Source organism: Caballeronia sp. LZ008 (assembly GCF_031451435.1).
In the GTDB taxonomy this organism is placed as follows: domain Bacteria; phylum Pseudomonadota; class Gammaproteobacteria; order Burkholderiales; family Burkholderiaceae; genus Caballeronia; species Caballeronia zhejiangensis.
In genome coordinates, this window is sequence record NZ_JARUXK010000001.1 from 1778468 (window position 1) to 1794056 (window position 15589).

16 protein-coding genes and 1 tRNA gene are annotated in these 15589 nt (G+C 64.7%); 10 read left to right on the forward strand and 7 right to left on the reverse strand.

Features of this window, described 5'->3' with window-relative positions; translation table 11 throughout:
- The first annotated feature begins 12 nt into the window (after positions 1-12).
- The 6 genes from QCE49_RS08305 to QCE49_RS08330 all read left to right on the forward strand — a co-directional run bounded on the left by QCE49_RS08305 (position 13) and on the right by QCE49_RS08330 (position 4473).
- Positions 13-321: a malonate decarboxylase subunit delta gene (locus QCE49_RS08305; protein WP_250458337.1), complete on the forward strand. Its 309-nt coding sequence runs from the start codon at positions 13-15 to the stop codon at positions 319-321.
- Entirely contained in the window at positions 318-1160 is an 843-nt protein-coding gene (locus tag QCE49_RS08310) for a biotin-independent malonate decarboxylase subunit beta (RefSeq protein WP_250458338.1), read from the forward strand. Before QCE49_RS08305 ends, QCE49_RS08310 begins: the two co-directional genes overlap by 4 nt.
- Positions 1157-1972, forward strand: coding sequence for a biotin-independent malonate decarboxylase subunit gamma (mdcE, locus tag QCE49_RS08315; RefSeq protein WP_250458339.1), 816 nt, complete (start codon positions 1157-1159; stop codon positions 1970-1972). The genes QCE49_RS08310 and mdcE overlap by 4 nt, the downstream gene beginning before the upstream one ends.
- Positions 1972-2613 (forward strand): malonate decarboxylase holo-ACP synthase, encoded by a 642-nt coding sequence (locus QCE49_RS08320; RefSeq protein WP_250458340.1) that lies wholly within the window; start codon positions 1972-1974, stop codon positions 2611-2613. Before mdcE ends, QCE49_RS08320 begins: the two co-directional genes overlap by 1 nt.
- A complete protein-coding gene (gene mdcH / locus QCE49_RS08325) occupies positions 2610-3545 on the forward strand; it encodes a malonate decarboxylase subunit epsilon (protein ID WP_250458341.1) in 936 nt (311 codons plus the stop codon). The genes QCE49_RS08320 and mdcH overlap by 4 nt, the downstream gene beginning before the upstream one ends.
- Before the next feature lie 169 nt (positions 3546-3714).
- Positions 3715-4473: a M48 family metallopeptidase gene (locus QCE49_RS08330; protein ID WP_175982696.1), complete on the forward strand. Its 759-nt coding sequence runs from the start codon at positions 3715-3717 to the stop codon at positions 4471-4473.
- Positions 4474-4649: 176 nt separating this feature from the next.
- Here the strand turns inward: QCE49_RS08330 and QCE49_RS08335 are convergent.
- The 6 genes from QCE49_RS08335 to cysS form a co-directional block, all read right to left on the reverse strand.
- Positions 4650-4742 (reverse strand) — tRNA-Ser (locus QCE49_RS08335).
- A 182-nt stretch (positions 4743-4924) separates the two neighbouring features.
- On the reverse strand, positions 4925-6175 hold the full coding sequence (locus QCE49_RS08340) for an aspartate kinase (RefSeq protein WP_175982697.1): 1251 nt from the start codon (positions 6173-6175) through the stop codon (positions 4925-4927).
- A 327-nt stretch (positions 6176-6502) separates the two neighbouring features.
- Positions 6503-7930: a tRNA lysidine(34) synthetase TilS gene (gene tilS, locus QCE49_RS08345; protein ID WP_034473076.1), complete on the reverse strand. Its 1428-nt coding sequence runs from the start codon at positions 7928-7930 to the stop codon at positions 6503-6505.
- Positions 7931-7973: 43 nt separating this feature from the next.
- Entirely contained in the window at positions 7974-8945 is a 972-nt protein-coding gene (locus QCE49_RS08350) for an acetyl-CoA carboxylase carboxyltransferase subunit alpha (RefSeq protein WP_008341830.1), read from the reverse strand.
- A gap of 119 nt (positions 8946-9064) precedes the next feature.
- Entirely contained in the window at positions 9065-10084 is a 1020-nt protein-coding gene (locus tag QCE49_RS08355; protein WP_175982698.1) for an endonuclease III domain-containing protein, read from the reverse strand.
- Positions 10085-10131: 47 nt separating this feature from the next.
- A complete protein-coding gene (cysS, locus tag QCE49_RS08360) occupies positions 10132-11529 on the reverse strand; it encodes a cysteine--tRNA ligase (protein WP_250458342.1) in 1398 nt (465 codons plus the stop codon).
- A gap of 555 nt (positions 11530-12084) precedes the next feature.
- Here cysS and QCE49_RS08365 point away from each other — a divergent pair.
- From QCE49_RS08365 to QCE49_RS08380, 4 genes are all read left to right on the forward strand, one after another.
- Positions 12085-12762 carry a tetratricopeptide repeat protein gene (locus QCE49_RS08365; RefSeq protein WP_081987188.1) on the forward strand — a complete coding sequence of 226 codons (678 nt, stop codon included), beginning with the start codon at positions 12085-12087 and terminating at the stop codon, positions 12760-12762.
- Positions 12763-12816: 54 nt separating this feature from the next.
- Positions 12817-13398, forward strand: a complete 582-nt coding sequence (locus QCE49_RS08370) for a peptidylprolyl isomerase (protein WP_008341835.1) — start codon at positions 12817-12819, stop codon at positions 13396-13398.
- A 74-nt stretch (positions 13399-13472) separates the two neighbouring features.
- Positions 13473-13964, forward strand: coding sequence for a peptidylprolyl isomerase (locus QCE49_RS08375; RefSeq protein ID WP_008341836.1), 492 nt, complete (start codon positions 13473-13475; stop codon positions 13962-13964).
- Between the two features lie 13 nt (positions 13965-13977).
- Positions 13978-14781, forward strand: a complete 804-nt coding sequence (locus QCE49_RS08380; protein WP_175982700.1) for a UDP-2,3-diacylglucosamine diphosphatase — start codon at positions 13978-13980, stop codon at positions 14779-14781.
- Here the strand turns inward: QCE49_RS08380 and cysE are convergent.
- Positions 14778-15584: a serine O-acetyltransferase gene (cysE, locus tag QCE49_RS08385; RefSeq protein WP_250458343.1), complete on the reverse strand. Its 807-nt coding sequence runs from the start codon at positions 15582-15584 to the stop codon at positions 14778-14780. The two genes, QCE49_RS08380 and cysE, sit on opposite strands and share 4 nt — an antisense overlap.
- Positions 15585-15589 lie beyond the last annotated feature (5 nt).

The following is a 15589-nucleotide window of genomic DNA, read 5'->3' on the forward strand; positions in this document are numbered from 1 at the left end:
GAGGAACGAACGATGGAAAACATGCGATACGAATATCCGGCCAAACGGCCCGTCACGCGCCGCGCGCACGTGGGCGTCGTCGGCTCGGGCGATCTCGAAGTGCTGCTTTCGCCGTCACAAAGTGCGAACGCGGAAGTGGTGATCCGCACGAGCGTCGATGGCTACGCCCATGTCTGGAAAAGCGTGCTCGACCGCTTCTTCCAGCGCTACGACGGCGCGGCGAAAATCGAACTGAACGATTTCGGCGCGACGCCCGGCGTCGTCATGCTGCGACTCAACGAAGCCGTCGAAGCAAGCGAAAGCGAAGGAGACACGCCATGAACGCGCACGACACGTTTCTCGCGCGGCACAGCTTCATCGAAATGACGGCGCGCGAACGCGCGCACGCGCTGCTCGACCAAGGCACGTTCCGCGAACTGCTCGGCCCGTTCGACCGCATCGAATCGCCGTGGCTCGCGATGCAGAACATCGTCTGCCAGGCGGATGACGGCGCGGTCATCGCACGCGGCATGCTCGGCGGCGAACCGGCGGTGATCGCCGCGATCGAGCCGGCGTTTCAGGGCGGCAGCATCGGCGAAGTATCCGGCGCGAAGATCGCCGCCGCGCTCGAAATGGCCTTGAGCGAGTTCGAAGCCGGGCGCTCGATCCGTCCCGTCGTGCTGTTCGAAACCGGCGGCGTGCGTCTGCAGGAAGCGAATCTCGGGCTCGCGGCCATCGCCGAAATTCAGGCGGCGATCGTCGCGCTGCGGGCTCATGTGCCTGTCGTCGGGGTGATCGGCGGGATGGTCGGCTGCTTCGGCGGCATGTCGCTCGCGGCCGCGCTCTGTACCGAGCTGGTGATGACGCGGCAGGCGCGCCTCGGCATGAACGGGCCGGAGGTGATCGAGCAGGAAGCGGGCATCGAGGAACTCGATTCGGGCGACCGGCGCCTCATCTGGTCGATGATCGGCGGCGAGGAACGCGTCGCGGTCGGTCTTGCGGACACGCTCGTCGAAGACGATACCGAGCAGGTGCGCGACGCCGTGCTCGCGGCGTTCAGGCGCGGCGTGCCGCCGCGGCATCGCACGGAGAACGTGGATGGCTTCATCGCGCGGCTTGCCGACGTGAACCCCGACGCCATCGATCCCGACACCTTGCGCAAACTGTGGGGCGCATCATGACCGGCATACTTTCCCGCGGCGAGCGCTGGCTCGACGCGCTGACTTCTGCGTCGACGCAATCGGAGCGCGGGCCGATCCGCGTGCGCGAAGGCGCTCTCGATGGCGAACGCGCGAGCTTCTTTGCCGTCGTGCCCGATCCGCAGAACCGCTTCCCGCGCGCGACCGATAACGTCGTCGGCCTCGAACAGGGCTGGCTGCTCGCACGCGCCGTGCGCGAAACGATCGACGCCGATGGCGATGCCGGGGTGAAGCGCGCCATCGTCGCCGTCGTCGATGTGAAGAGCCAGGCGTACGGACGTCGCGAAGAACTGCTCGGCATTCATCTCGCGTGCGCCGCCGCCGTCGATGCCTACGCGAGCGCGCGGCTCGCGGGTCATCCGGTGATCGCGCTGATCGTCGGACCGGCGATGTCGGGCGCGTATCTCGCGCACGGCTATCAGGCGAATCGCATCGTCGCGCTCGACGCGCCCGGCACGGCCGTCCACGCGATGGGCAAGGAAGCCGCCGCGCGCGTTACGCGGCGCAGCGTCGAAAGCCTCGACGCGCTCGGCGACGCGGTCCTGCCGATGTCGTACAAGATGAGCGCCTACGCGAAGCTCGGCTTGCTGCACGAACTGATCGAAGGCGTCGACGCCGACGCGCCCTCTTCCGCCGACATCGAGCGCGTGAAGGCATCGCTCGCGGCGGCGGTGAAGGATGCGCGCAACGGTCCGCGCGATCTGTCGAACCGGCTCGCTTCCGCCGATGCGAAACGCACGCGCGCCGCATCGATCGAAGTGCGCAGGCGCATGCGCGAGCAGTGGAGCGTTTGATGGACCGCGTGATGGAGCGCGCGCCGCGTCCGCACGATTTGCTGCGGATCGCGCCCGGGACGCCCGCCTTTGACGACGCGCCCGCGTGGGTCGCCGCGTCGCTCGCGCGCGCGCCGTTCGTCGTCGTGCGGCGCGCACCGCGCATCGGCGCTGCGATTCCCGTCGGCGTGCGCGGAATGGCGCGCGGCGAACGCTTCGGCGCGTGGATCGAGACGCGTCACATCGACGCGATGCTCACGCCCGAAGCGCTGCGCACGCGCGAGCCCGATCCGGCGCGTCGCGACCTGCCCGCGTTCGCGTTGTTGCGCGCGGTCGCGCCGATCATCGACGGATGCGGTCTCGAATGGGGCCCGGCCGGCAGCGCGGGCTTCGAGCTCGCGTGCGCGATGCCGGCGATCACGCGCGACAGCGACCTCGATATCGTCGTGCGCGCGCCGACGCCCTTGCCCCGCGAAGACGCATCGGCGCTCTTCGATGCGCTCTCGCAAGCGGCGCAGAAGGAAGACACGCGCATCGACGTGCAGATCGAAACATGCGACGCGGCTTTCTCGCTCGCGGAGTTCGCGCGCGTCGGACTACGCGTCATGCTGCGGCACGCCGACGGCCCGCGCCTCGTCGCGAATCCGTGGGCAGCGGCATGATCGCGTATCTCTTTCCCGGACAGGGCGCGCAAGCGCCGGGCTTTCTGCATCGGCTCGGCGGCGGCGAGCCGCATCCGGCGATCGTCCGCACGCTCGACGAAGCATCTGATGTGCTCGGCGCGGACGTCCGCGATCTCGACAGCGCCGACGCGCTCAAATCGACCGTCGCCGTGCAGATTTCGCTCGTCGTCGCGGGCGTGGCCGCGGCGCGCGCGCTCGCGGAGGAAGGCGTCGAGCCGGAAGCCGTCGCGGGCTTGTCGGTCGGGGCGTTCGGCGCGGCGGTCGTGTGCGGCGCGATTTGTTTCGACGATGCGCTCGAACTCGTGCGCCTGCGCGCCAGGCTGATGGAAGACGCGTATCCGAGCGGCTACGGCATGCTCGCCGTGCTCGGGCTCAACGAAAGCGAGATCGCCCGCGCGATCGCCGATTGCGGCGCCGACGCCTACATCGGCAATCTGAACGCGCCGCGTCAAATCGTCCTTTCGGGCAGCGACGCCGCGCTCGCGCAAGTCCGCGACATCGCCCTGTCGCGCGGCGCGCGGCGCGCCGAACGGCTGTGCGTGAGCGTGCCCTCGCATTGCGTGCTGCTGGAAAGCGCCGCGCAACGGCTCGGCGAAGCGGCGAGCAAGGTGCGGATCGAGGCGCCGCGCATCGCCTACATCGGCAATCGCGGCGCGCGCGTGCTGCGTCGCGCCGACGCCATTCGCGAAGACCTCGCCGCCAATCTGCGCTATCCGGTGCGCTGGCACGAATCGACGATCGCGCTCGCCGAACTCGGCGCGAAGGTGTTCGTCGAGATGCCGCCGGGACAGACGCTCACGCAGCTTGCCGCCGAAGCCTTGCCCGACGCGGCTTCGATCGCGATGGACGCCGCACCCGCCGCATCCGTCGCCGCACGCGTGCGCGCCGCCTGCAGGCGCGCGACCGATTGATTCGCGTTCCGTGCGCGACTGATGCACGGTTTCCACTAGTGTTTTCATCTTTTTTGCCGACAAAATCGGAATTTTCGAATAGCTTACGAATCGACTGTCATTAGCATTTCGCTGCGTTCGCGCAATCTGCGCAGAACGACGATCACAACAACATTCGAAAGGTAAAACTATGACGATCTTCCGCATCGCGCTGGCGGCCTCCGCTGTGTTCACACTTGCGTCGTGCAGCAGCATGAGCAGCATGGATCCGAACCAATTGATGCAATCCGGGCAAATGGCGACTCAGGCGCTGTCGCTGAGCGACTCCGATGTCCGCACGCTGTCCGACAAGTCCTGTGCCGAACTCGACAAGGAAAACAAAGTCGCGGCGGCCAACAGCCCGTACACCCAGCGCTTGAACAAGATTTCGAAGCAGCTCGGCGACAACATCAACGGCGTGCCGGTCAATTACAAGGTCTATCTGACGAAGGACGTCAACGCGTGGGCGATGGCGAACGGCTGCGTGCGCGTCTACAGCGGCCTCATGGACCTGATGAACGATGACGAAGTGCGCGGTGTCGTCGGGCACGAAATGGGGCACGTCGCGCTCGGCCATACGAAGAAAGCGATGCAGGTGGCGTACGCGACGTCGGCGGCGCGCACGGTGGCTTCGGCGGCGGGCGGTATGGTCGGAAGCCTGTCGGCGTCGCAGCTCGGCGATCTGTCGGAAAAATTCGTCAACGCGCAGTTCTCGCAAACGCAGGAATCGGCCGCTGACGATTACTCCTTCGATACGCAGAAGAAGAAGGGCTACGACCCGAAGGGACTGGTCACGGCGTTCCAGAAGCTCGCGACCATCGATGGCGGCAAGTCGAGCATGCTGAGTTCGCATCCGTCGTCGCCGGCGCGCGCGAAGCATATCGAGGACCGGATCGCGTCAGGGAAGTAAGGATGTGACTGAGCGCGAGCGGCGACGCTCGCGTTCTCTTCGGCGACGATTCAGAAGGATGACGAAGCGATGCACTTCGTCGCAATGCACTTCGTCGCAATGCACTTCGTCGACTAACGCGGCAAAAAGAAAAAGCCCCGCAAGTTTTTAACCTTGCGGGGCCTTTCTACGACAACTGGCGGAGACGGAGGGATTCGAACCCTCGATCCAGTTTTTAGCCAGATGCTCCCTTAGCAGGGGAGTGCCTTCGACCTCTCGGCCACGTCTCCCAAACTTTTCGCCGCACCGGGAGTGCAGTGCAACGAGATCGAGATAATAGCGTGTTCGCAGGCCGGGGTCAAATTCACACGACGATTTTTTTCGAAACGGCCAATATGGAATCGCGCGTTCAGCGAACCGCAACGATGTGAAGGCCCGCGAGCCTTCACATCTCCGTCACACGCTTACACGCTTACGCGCGATCCAGCTCGAACGCCTTGTGCAGCGCGCGCACGGCGAGTTCGGTGTACTTCTCGTCGATCAGCACCGAGATCTTGATTTCGGACGTCGAGATCATCTGGATGTTGATGCCCTCTTCCGACAGCGTGCGGAACATCGTGCTCGCAATACCCACGTGCGAGCGCATGCCGACGCCCACCACCGACACCTTCGACACCTTCGGGTCGCCCAGCACGGTTTCGGCCTGGACGTGGCCCTTCACCTGGTTGTTCAGGATTTCGAGCGCGCGCTGATAGTCGCCGCGGCCGACCGTGAACGTGAAGTCGGTCTTGCCGTTCACGCTCTGGTTCTGAATGATCATGTCGATGTCGATGTTCGCATCGGCGACCGGGCCGAGAATCTGATACGCGACGCCCGGCTTGTCAGGCACGCCCATGACCGCGATGCGCGCTTCGTCGCGCTGGAACGCGATGCCAGAAATCACTGCTTTTTCCATGTTCTCGTCTTCTTCAAAAGTAATCAGGGTGCCGGAGTGCATTTCGGCTTCGAGCGGCATCAGCGGGTCGGTCAGGCTGGAGAGCACACGCGTCTTCACCTGATACTTGCCGGCGAATTCCACCGAGCGGATTTGCAGCACTTTCGAGCCGAGGCTCGCCATCTCCAGCATTTCCTCGAAGGTCACGCGGTCCAGCCGGCGCGCTTCTTCCACCACGCGCGGATCGGTCGTGTAGACGCCGTCGACGTCGGTGTAGATCAGGCATTCGTCCGCTTTCATCGCCGCCGCGATCGCAACCGCCGACGTGTCCGAGCCGCCGCGTCCGAGCGTCGCGATATGGCCTTCCGGATCGACGCCCTGAAAGCCCGTGATGACCACGACCTTGCCCGCGTCGAGGTCCTTCAGCACCCGTTCGCCGTCGATTTCGCTGATACGCGCCTTCGTGAACGCGCTGTCCGTCTTGATCGGCACTTGCCAGCCGGCATAACTCACGGCGTCGAGGCCTTCCGCGTGCAGCGCGATGGCCAGCAAGCCCACGCTGACCTGCTCGCCGGTGGAGGCAATCATGTCGAGTTCGCGCGGGTCCGGATCGGCCTTGATGTCTTTCGCGAGACCGAGCAGGCGATTGGTTTCGCCGGACATCGCCGAGGGCACGACGACCATCTTGTGGCCGGCCTTATGCCATTTGGCGACGCGCTTGGCGACGTTCTTGATGCGCTCGACCGAGCCCATCGAAGTGCCGCCGTATTTGTGTACGATGAGTGCCATTGTCGTTCTTGAACTGGAGAGAAAACCGCGCTTCACGCGCTTTGACGCGAGAACGCTCGAGACTCGCGCTCGATCGCTTCAGGGGATGTCGAAGCCGGCTACGATACGCGGGCGCTGCCGCACGCCCTTCGCACGCTCGCGCCATTGATAAGCGACGCGAGCGGATGCGTCGTTGCGGGCGAAATCGAGTCTTTTGAACGCAGATGCCGCGCAAAAACGCGCTTGGGCGAAAACGAGTTACCGTACCCGATCGAGGCTGAAATTACAAGATGAGGCACCGGTGACGGCGATTTTACCGGCTTCGGCGCAACGTTTGCCCAAAGCGCCTCACACGAGCAGCAAATCCGGCCGCCACGAAATGCGCCGCAGCGGTCCGTGCGCGGCGCTCGGCGCGGCCTCGCGGTTCACGCCGACATGCGGCACGAACAGCAGCGCCTCGCCGATGAAAAGCAGCGGTACGTCGCGCTTCCAGGCCGGCACGCCGCGCTCCTGAAAGAGGTTCTTGAGCGTGCGGCTCGGCGCTTCGGCCGCGACGCGCATGCGCTCGCCGCCCGCACGCGAACGCGCGACGAGCGGCGCGGCGCGCAACACGCCCTCCCCGACGACATCGTCGGCGGAAGAATCAGCGGGCTCGAACACGAACGAGCCGCGCCATTGCGGCAGACGCCACACCTCTTCGCCCTGCCATAGCAGTTCCGCCGCGACTTTGAGCGCGGCCGCGCCTTCATCGAGATCGGGCGCATCGGCGCTGTCGCCGGCTTCCCAGAACAGCAGATTGCGATACACGCGCAAGCTGTGCCCCGCATGATCGACGCGCAGCGCGTGGCCATCGCGCGCGGCGGCGGCATCGCGCAACTGACGCAACATGTCGGCGATGCGCGCCGTCGATGCCGCCATCAAACCGCGCGAGCGGATCCAGAAACGCATGAGATTGATCGCGCGCTCGTCGTCGAGTGCGAGAAACGCGTCGAGCACGAGCGCGCCCTCTTCGTCGGCGCTCTGAACGTGTCCCAGATCGATGCGCGCAAGCTGATCCAAAAGCCGCTGCGCCGCCGCGGCATGCGATGCCGTGCGCGCGAGGGCATCGCGAAAGCCGGGAAAATGCACCGCGAGCATCGGCAGCACGTCATGGCGCAGCGCGTTGCGCGAATAGCGCGTGTCGGCGTTGGATTCGTCGTCGATCCAGCTCAGGTCGCGCTCGTGCGCGTATTGCTCCAGTTGCGCGCGCAGCAGGCGCAGCAGCGGACGCACACGCGGCGCGGCGCCGTCCGCGCGTTGCGGCGCCATCGCCGCGAGGCCCGCGACGCCCGCGCCGCGCAGCAGTTGCAGCAGCACGGTTTCGGCCTGATCGTCGGCATGATGCGCGATGAGCAGCGCCGCCGCGCCATGCTGATCGCAGAGCTCGTCGAGCGCGCGATAACGCGCGTCGCGCGCCGTGGCTTCGAGGCTCTCGCCGCCGGTCCGCGCGACATCGACATGACGCGCGTCATACCGCACGCCGAGCGACGCCGCAAAGCGCTCGCAATGCGCGGCCCACGCGTTGGCGTTCGGACTCAGACCGTGATGAACATGCAGCGCGATCACACGTCGCGCGCCGAAGCAACTCACGGCCGCGTCGAGCAGCACGGTGGAGTCGAGCCCGCCGCTCAATGCGACCGCGAGAAGTGAATCCGGGGAAAGGTCCGCGTCCGAAACCGCCGCGCGCACCGCCTGTAACACGAGGCGGCCGGCCGGGGTTTCGTTATCGGATGTCACGAGAGTTCGTGATGGATGAGATGACGAAGATGACGGGAACGGATTACGCGCCCGGCAGCGATTCCTTGAACTTGCCGTACGCCATCAGCTTTTCGAAGCGGCGCTCGCGCAAGTCGTTGACGCTCATGCCCTGGAACTGACGCAGCGAATCGGCGAGTGCGCGGCGCAGGAGCGCGGCCATGCCCTTCGCGTCGCGATGCGCGCCGCCGAGCGGCTCGTTCACGATCTTGTCGATGAGACCGAGCGCCTTAAGACGATGCGCCGTGAGGCCGAGCGCTTCGGCCGCTTCCGGCGCCTTCGCCGCGCTCTTCCACAGGATCGACGCACAGCCTTCAGGCGAAATGACCGAGTACGTGGAGAACTGCAGCATCATCACGGTATCGGCGACGGCGATTGCCAGCGCGCCGCCCGAGCCGCCTTCACCGATGATCGTCGTGATGATCGGCGTCTTGAGCTCCGCCATCACATAGAGATTGCGGCCGATGGCTTCCGACTGGCCGCGCTCTTCCGCGCCGATGCCCGGGTACGCGCCCGGCGTATCGACGAACGTGAAAATGGGCAAGCTGAACTTCTCGGCGGTACGCATCAGGCGCTCCGCCTTGCGATAGCCTTCCGGACGCGGCATGCCGAAGTTGCGCAGCGCGCGTTCCTTCGTGTCGCGGCCCTTCTGATGGCCGATCACCATGCACGGCTGGCCATTGAAGCGCGCGAAGCCGCCGACGATCGCGAGGTCGTCCGCGAATGCGCGGTCGCCATGCAATTCATGAAAATCGGTGAAAAGCTCGCTGACGTAATCGAGCGTGTACGGACGCTGCGGGTGACGCGCAATCTGCGAAACCTGCCACGGCGACAGGTTTGCGTAGAGATCCTTCGTGAGCTGCTGGCTCTTCTTCGACAGCCGCTCGATTTCTTCCGAAATATCGACAGCGGAATCGTCCTGAACGAAGCGGAGTTCTTCGATCTTCGCTTCGAGTTCAGCGATCGGCTGCTCGAAATCCAGAAACGTGGTCTTCATATGTTCGAGTCCTGGGAACATCGGGCAGCGCGTATTCTAACCGCGTCCGCCCCTCAAAAATTCGCGCGTGAACTATCGATTATAAAGCAACGATAGCGCGCGCTTTTCGCGTGGTTATTTTAGTGATCTGACGGAATCGGATTGAGGCTGCGCCACATGTACCACGTCGCGACCGTGCGCCACGGTTCCCAGTTCGCCGCCACTTCGCGCGCCTCGCTGCGCGTCACCGGCTCGCCGCTGAAGTAGTTGACGCTGATCGCCTGAATCAGGCCGAGATCGTCGAGCGGCAGGACGTCCGGGCGCGACAGATTGAAGATGAGGAACATCTCCGCCGTCCATCGGCCGATGCCGCGAATCTGCGTGAGCTCGGCGATGACGGCTTCGTCGTCCATCGACGTCCATGCGTCGACGTGCAGCGCGCCCGATTCGAAATGCTGCGCGAGATCGAGAATGTACTCGGCCTTGCGTTTGGATAAGCCGCACGCCTGCAGTTTCTCGTGACCGAGCTTGATGAAGTGCGCCGGATGAACCTCGGGACATGCGCCCTTCACCCGTTCCCAGATCGCCTGCGCGGCCTTCACCGAAATCTGCTGGCCGGCAACGGAACGCGCGAGCGTGGAGAACGGATCGCCGAGATTGACGAGATGAATCTCGCCGAACTTCGGAATCAGCTTCTTGAGTATGCGGTCGCGTCGCATCAAATCTGCGCACGCGCGGTCCCAGTAGTCGGGACGAACGGCTTCGCGCGTGAGTCCGCCGATCTGCACGGGCACCGCGGCATCCGATGTGACGACGCGCGACTTGCGCACCACTTCGCCGCGTTCGGCGACGAGCGCCTGAGCGCGCGCGCCATCGCCTGCGACCGCGCGGCCGTTGCCCTTCGCGGGCGACGCTTCGGCTTCTTCCGTGCCCGCTTTCGATGCGCGCGCAGCGCCGTTCAGGCGCGTTGCCGTCTCCGGCTTCGCGGCCTTGAGCGCAACGCTGCGCGCCGGCTTCGCCGTCTTGCCGGCCGCCGCACCTGCGCCATCGATCTTCTGCGTGTTCACTTTCGTTTGTGCGCTGCTCGCGCGCTTCGTTGCGCCCGACGCATCGCTGACAGACGCGGGTCGCTTGACCGGCGTCTTCCTGGCCGTTGCCATCTTGCCTCCTGCCTGGTGAGTCGATCAGAGGGTTCGAAGGGCCGCGCTCAAACGCGGCGCCATTCGGTCGACCCACCCGGTTTGTCTTCAAGCGCAATACCGGCTTCGAGCAATGCAGCGCGAATCCGGTCTGCTTCGGCATAGTTCTTCGCCTGCTTCGCGGCGATGCGCTCGGCGATCTTCGCTTCGATCTCTTGCGGCGAGAGTCCCTCGCTCGAGCCTGCGCCGCTCGCCCGCTGCAGGAACGCACGCGGCTCGCGCTGAAGCAGTCCGAGCACGCCCGCAAGACCCTTGAGCTGACGAGCGAGCGCGGCATCGCGCGTACGATTCACTTCGCTCGCGAGATCGAACAACACCGACACGGCCACCGGCGTGTTGAAGTCGTCGTTCATCGCAGACTGGAAACGCTGCGCGTTCGCCTCGCTCCAGTCAAGTTGCTGATTGTCCGGCTCGACATCCTTCAACGCCGTATATAGGCGCGTCAACGCGTTCTTTGCGTCGTCGATATGCACGTCGCTGTAATTCAGCGGCGACCGATAGTGTGCCCGCGCAATAAAGAAGCGCACGACTTCAGCATCAAATTTTTCAAGAACTTCGCGGATCGTGAAAAAGTTGCCGAGCGACTTCGACATCTTTTCACTGTCGATCTGCACGAAGCCGTTGTGCATCCAGTAGTTCACGAACTGCTTTCCGGTTGCGCCTTCGCTTTGCGCGATCTCGTTCTCGTGATGCGGGAACTGGAGATCCATGCCGCCACCGTGGATGTCGAACTGTTCGCCGAGCAACGTGCAGCCCATCGCGGAACATTCGATGTGCCAGCCGGGACGCCCGCGGCCCCACTTCGAGTTCCAGCCTGTGTCTTCCGGCTCGCCCGCCTTCGATTGCTTCCACAGCACGAAGTCGAGCGGATCTTCCTTGGCGTCGTTGGCCGTGACGCGCTCGCCGGCGCGCAAGTCTTCGATCGACTTGCCGGACAGCTTGCCGTAGTCGGCGAACTTGCGCACCGAGTAATTCACGTCGCCGTCTTTGGCCTGATATGCATAACCGTTGGCGTGCAACGCATCGATCATGCCGAGCATCTGCGGCACGAACTCGGTCGCGCGCGGCTCGATGTCCGCACGCGCGACGCCGAGCGCGTCCATGTCCTCATACATCGCCTCGATGAAACGCTGCGTGAGCGACTTGATCGATTCGTTGTTCTCCACCGCGCGGCGAATGATCTTGTCGTCGATGTCGGTGATGTTGCGGACGTAAGTCACCTTGTAGCCGATCTCGCGCAGCCATCGCTGAACGATGTCGAACACCACGAACATGCGCGCGTGCCCGACGTGACAGTAGTCATACACGGTGATTCCGCAGACATACATGCGTACCTCGCCGGCGCGAAGCGGCGTGAAGGTTTGCTTGTCACGCGCGAGCGTGTTGTAGATGCGCAGCGAGTTCATAGAAGGCGAAGCATGGGCCGGAATCAACCGTGTGCCGGGCAGCGAGCGCCGTGAGCGATACGCGCGGGAGCGAAGAGACCCACACGCGAGCGCGAACACGACGGTCATGCGACCAGGACGGAGACGGCCACGAGTGGCGAAAGACAGTCTGGAGTCGGCGCGAGATGCTCGCCTGGAGATCCAGGCGCAAGACTCGTGCGCGGGACGTGCAGACCTTTTGTTAGAATGGGTCGGAGTATAACACCGGGACTTGAGCCTATGAAATCTCGAAGCGGCCGCGCGGCGGGCATGGCAAGCCGCGCTCCGGGCCGGGCCGAAAGCCTTGCCGGACACGACGCCGCATCGGGCATTTCCGCTCGTTCTCCAGTGCTCGCACGCCTTCGCGTGCTCGGGCGCTCGCCGTCCCTTTCGCCGCTTCCACGGCTTCTTTCGCCGCCTCATTCATTGACTCGATTCCAAGTGACTCATCGCCACGCGCGCACGCCTCTGCAACTCTCTTGCCGGCTCGTTTCCCGGACGCTCGCCATCGCGGCGCTCGGCTTCGCATGTGTCGGCATGTCCGGGGCCGCGCTCGCGCAGACCTCGACCGCAACTCGCGACGACACGCCGCAGATCGATTCGGCCATCGCGGGCAAGGACTGGAACGCCGCGCTAACACAACTCGATGCGCGCATCGCGAGCAATCCGCGCGACGTGCAGGCAAAGTTCAAGCGCGCCACCGTGCTCGCGCGCCTGAATCGCGACGACGAAGCCATCGCCGCCTTCACCGAGCTCACGCAAGCCTATCCAGAATTGCCGGAGCCGTATAACAACCTCGCCGCGCTCTACGCGAAGAAGGGCCGCTACGAGGATGCACGCGTCGCGCTGGAAACCGCGGTCAAGGCGAATCCAGGCTACGCGCTCGCCTATGACAACCTGGGCGATCTTTATCTTCGTCTCGCGAGCGAGTCGTACAAGCGCGCGCAATCGCTCGGCTCGAAGAGTCCGCTCACGCGCCAGCGCATCACGGCGATTCAGAACATCTACAACCCGCCGAAGAAGCGCGCGGGCGCGGCAGACGGCGCATCGGGAACGGGCGCGGCAATTGCGCCAAGTCCGGCCGCGGACGAATGGGCGCCGGCATCCGGAGCCGCCTCGCAGACGATGCCCGGTCCCGACGATTACGCGCCGTTCGGCGGCCCGACGAGCCCGCTGCCGGCCACGCCATACGTCGCGCCGCAAGCGCAGCCATAAGCAGGCGCATTCGCGGCCGACTGTTTGCATTCACCACACGAGGATCGATCCTTCATGAAATTCCTGATGTTGGCGCTGTCGAGCGCTGCCCTGATCGCGACCACGCCTGCGTTAGCGCAGCCGAACGCGCAGGCCGCGCACCCCACCGTGCTCTTCAAGACCACGCAAGGCGACATCAAGGTCGAGCTGTATCCGGAGAAAGCGCCGAAGACGGTCGCGAACTTTCTCGACTACGTGAAGTCCGGTCAGTACAGCGGCACGATCTTTCATCGTGTGATTCCGGGCTTCATGATCCAGGGCGGCGGCTATAGCACGAGCTTCGCCGAGAAGCCGACGCGCGCGCCGATTCCGCTCGAAAGCAAGAACGGTCTGAAGAACGCCACCGGCACGCTCGCGATGGCGCGCACGAGCGATCCGAATTCGGCCACCGCGCAGTTCTTCATCAATACCGTCGATAATGCGGGTCTCGACTATCCGAGCCCGGACGGCAACGGCTACGCCGTGTTCGGCAAGGTCGTCGCGGGCATGGACGTCGTGAAGAAGATCGAAGGCAGCCCGACCACCACGCGCGGCCCGATGCAGGACGTGCCGCAAAAGCCGACCGTGATCGAGTCGGCCACCGTGGTCCCGCAGTAATCCGTAAGCGCCTGTCGCTGACCTGGCGCGCGCTGCGCCAGGGCTCAATCAAACACAATGGAGAGAACATCATCATGGTCGAACTGCATACGAACCACGGCGTCATCAAGATTGAACTGGACGCCGACAAGGCCCCGAAGACGGTCGAGAACTTCCTCAACTACGTGAAGAAGGGTCATTACGACAACACCGTGTTCCATCGCGTGATCGATGGCTTCATGATCCAGGGCGGCGGCTTCGAGCCGGGCATGAAGCAGAAGCCGACCGATGCGCCGATCGACAACGAAGCCAACAACGGCCTCAAGAACGAAAACGGCTCGATCGCGATGGCGCGCACGAACGACCCGCATTCGGCGACTGCACAGTTCTTCATCAACGTGAAGGACAACGACTTCCTGAACCACTCGTCGCCGACGCCGCAAGGCTGGGGCTACACCGTGTTCGGCAAGGTCGTCGAAGGCATGGACGTGGTCGAGAAGATCAAGAAGGTGAAGACCGGCTCGAAGGGCTTCCACCAGGACGTTCCGGTCGACGACGTGGTGATCGAGAAGGCCGTCGTGGTCTGATCACGGTCATTGCATGATCGATACGAAGACTTCATTCGATCGCGAAGCAGCGGGCACAGCGAAAAACGCGCGCCCGCTGTTTTTCATTGGCGATCTGCATCTCTCCGAAGCGATTCCGAAAACCGTTGCGGCCTTCGAGCATTTCATCGAGGTCACGGCGAACGACGCCGATTCGGTCTTCATCCTCGGCGACCTGTTCGAGTTCTGGATCGGCGACGACATTCTCGACGGCCCGCCAACCGACCCGCGCGCCAGCTTCGCGCGCCGCATGACGCGCCTCATGCATACGCTCTCGGAACGCGGCATCGGCCTATATGTGATGCACGGCAATCGCGATTTTCTGCTGGGCAAGCGCTTCATGAAAGATGCAGGCGCGCTGCCGCTGCCCGATCCGTTCGTCATCACCGCGTTCGGCAAGCGCATCGTGCTCGCCCACGGCGATGGCCTGTGCACCGCCGATCGCGCCTATCAAGGCTTTCGCTCGTTCGCGCGCAACAAGCTCGCGCAACGGCTCTTTCTGGCGTTGCCGCTCGACACGCGCCTGGGCATCGGCCAGCGCATGCGCTCGAAAAGCGAGGGCGCGCGCGTGACCACCGGCGTCAAGGCGAAGTACGACGTGACGAAGAAAGCGGTCGCGGAACTCTTCATCAATAGCCGCACGAACACGCTGATTCACGGCCACACGCATCGTCCGGCGATGCATCGCGAAGTCGCAGGCGTGCGCTGGGTTCTGCCCGACTGGGAACTCGACGCGGACCCGCCGCGCGGCGGCTATCTGCGCGTCGATGAAGAAGGCGTGCGCCCGCTGCCGCTTTAACTCGCGCGTTCGAGCGACGCGGCGCGCTCGTCCGCGGCCTTGCCATCCATCGACGTGCACAGGCGCTTGAGATCGACGAGCGCGCCGCCATCGACGGCGTTGAGCGCTTCCACGCGCGCGCCGAGCCGTTCGAGCGCCGCGACGATGTCGTCGATGCGCTGCGTCTGCGTCGACGCGTGATCGATCAGCCCGTGGATCGCGAGCGACACGGGATCGTCCGCGTTCGGCGTAATGCCGTAAGCGCAAAAGCCGCTCTTCGCGGTTTCATCGGATGGCTTCTTCGCGACGGCCGGCATCACGATGCGCGCCGGATTGCCCACCGCCGTACCGCCCGCCGGCACCGGCTTCACGACGACCGCATTCGAGCCGATCTTCGCATCCGCGCCGACCGTGAAGCCGCCGAGCACCTTCGCGCCCGCACCGACGATCACGCCGCGCCCGAGCGTCGGATGACGTTTCGCGCCGCGCGTGAGCGACGTGCCGCCGAGCGTCACGCCCTGATAGATCGTGCAGTCGTCGCCGATTTCGGCCGTCTCGCCGATCACGACGCCCATGCCGTGATCGATGAACACGCGCCGTCCGAGCGTCGCGCCCGGATGAATTTCGATGCCGGTGAGAAAGCGCGCGATCTGCGACACGAACCGCGCGAGCCAGCGCCACTGTCCGCGCCAGCACGCGTTCGCGATGCGATGCAGGACGATCGCGTGCAGCCCCGGATAACAGGTGACGACTTCCCAGGCGCTGCGGGCGGCGGGATCGCGCTCGCGGATGGCGGCGATGTCTTCGCGAAGTCGGTCGAACATGGCGA

Excerpts from the sequence above, each read along its gene's own strand:
- QCE49_RS08305 (WP_250458337.1), top strand. The coding sequence starts at position 13 with ATGGAAAACATGCGATACGAATATCCGGCCAAACGGCCCGTCACGCGC.
- QCE49_RS08310 (WP_250458338.1), top strand. The coding sequence starts at position 318 with ATGAACGCGCACGACACGTTTCTCGCGCGGCACAGCTTCATCGAAATG.
- mdcE (WP_250458339.1), top strand. The coding sequence starts at position 1,157 with ATGACCGGCATACTTTCCCGCGGCGAGCGCTGGCTCGACGCGCTGACT.
- QCE49_RS08320 (WP_250458340.1), top strand. The coding sequence starts at position 1,972 with ATGGACCGCGTGATGGAGCGCGCGCCGCGTCCGCACGATTTGCTGCGG.
- mdcH (WP_250458341.1), top strand. The coding sequence starts at position 2,610 with ATGATCGCGTATCTCTTTCCCGGACAGGGCGCGCAAGCGCCGGGCTTT.
- QCE49_RS08330 (WP_175982696.1), top strand. The coding sequence starts at position 3,715 with ATGACGATCTTCCGCATCGCGCTGGCGGCCTCCGCTGTGTTCACACTT.
- QCE49_RS08340 (WP_175982697.1), bottom strand. The coding sequence starts at position 6,175 with ATGGCACTCATCGTACACAAATACGGCGGCACTTCGATGGGCTCGGTC.
- QCE49_RS08350 (WP_008341830.1), bottom strand. The coding sequence starts at position 8,945 with ATGAAGACCACGTTTCTGGATTTCGAGCAGCCGATCGCTGAACTCGAA.
- QCE49_RS08355 (WP_175982698.1), bottom strand. The coding sequence starts at position 10,084 with ATGGCAACGGCCAGGAAGACGCCGGTCAAGCGACCCGCGTCTGTCAGC.
- cysS (WP_250458342.1), bottom strand. The coding sequence starts at position 11,529 with ATGAACTCGCTGCGCATCTACAACACGCTCGCGCGTGACAAGCAAACC.
- QCE49_RS08365 (WP_081987188.1), top strand. The coding sequence starts at position 12,085 with ATGTCCGGGGCCGCGCTCGCGCAGACCTCGACCGCAACTCGCGACGAC.
- QCE49_RS08370 (WP_008341835.1), top strand. The coding sequence starts at position 12,817 with ATGAAATTCCTGATGTTGGCGCTGTCGAGCGCTGCCCTGATCGCGACC.
- QCE49_RS08375 (WP_008341836.1), top strand. The coding sequence starts at position 13,473 with ATGGTCGAACTGCATACGAACCACGGCGTCATCAAGATTGAACTGGAC.
- QCE49_RS08380 (WP_175982700.1), top strand. The coding sequence starts at position 13,978 with ATGATCGATACGAAGACTTCATTCGATCGCGAAGCAGCGGGCACAGCG.
- cysE (WP_250458343.1), bottom strand. The coding sequence starts at position 15,584 with ATGTTCGACCGACTTCGCGAAGACATCGCCGCCATCCGCGAGCGCGAT.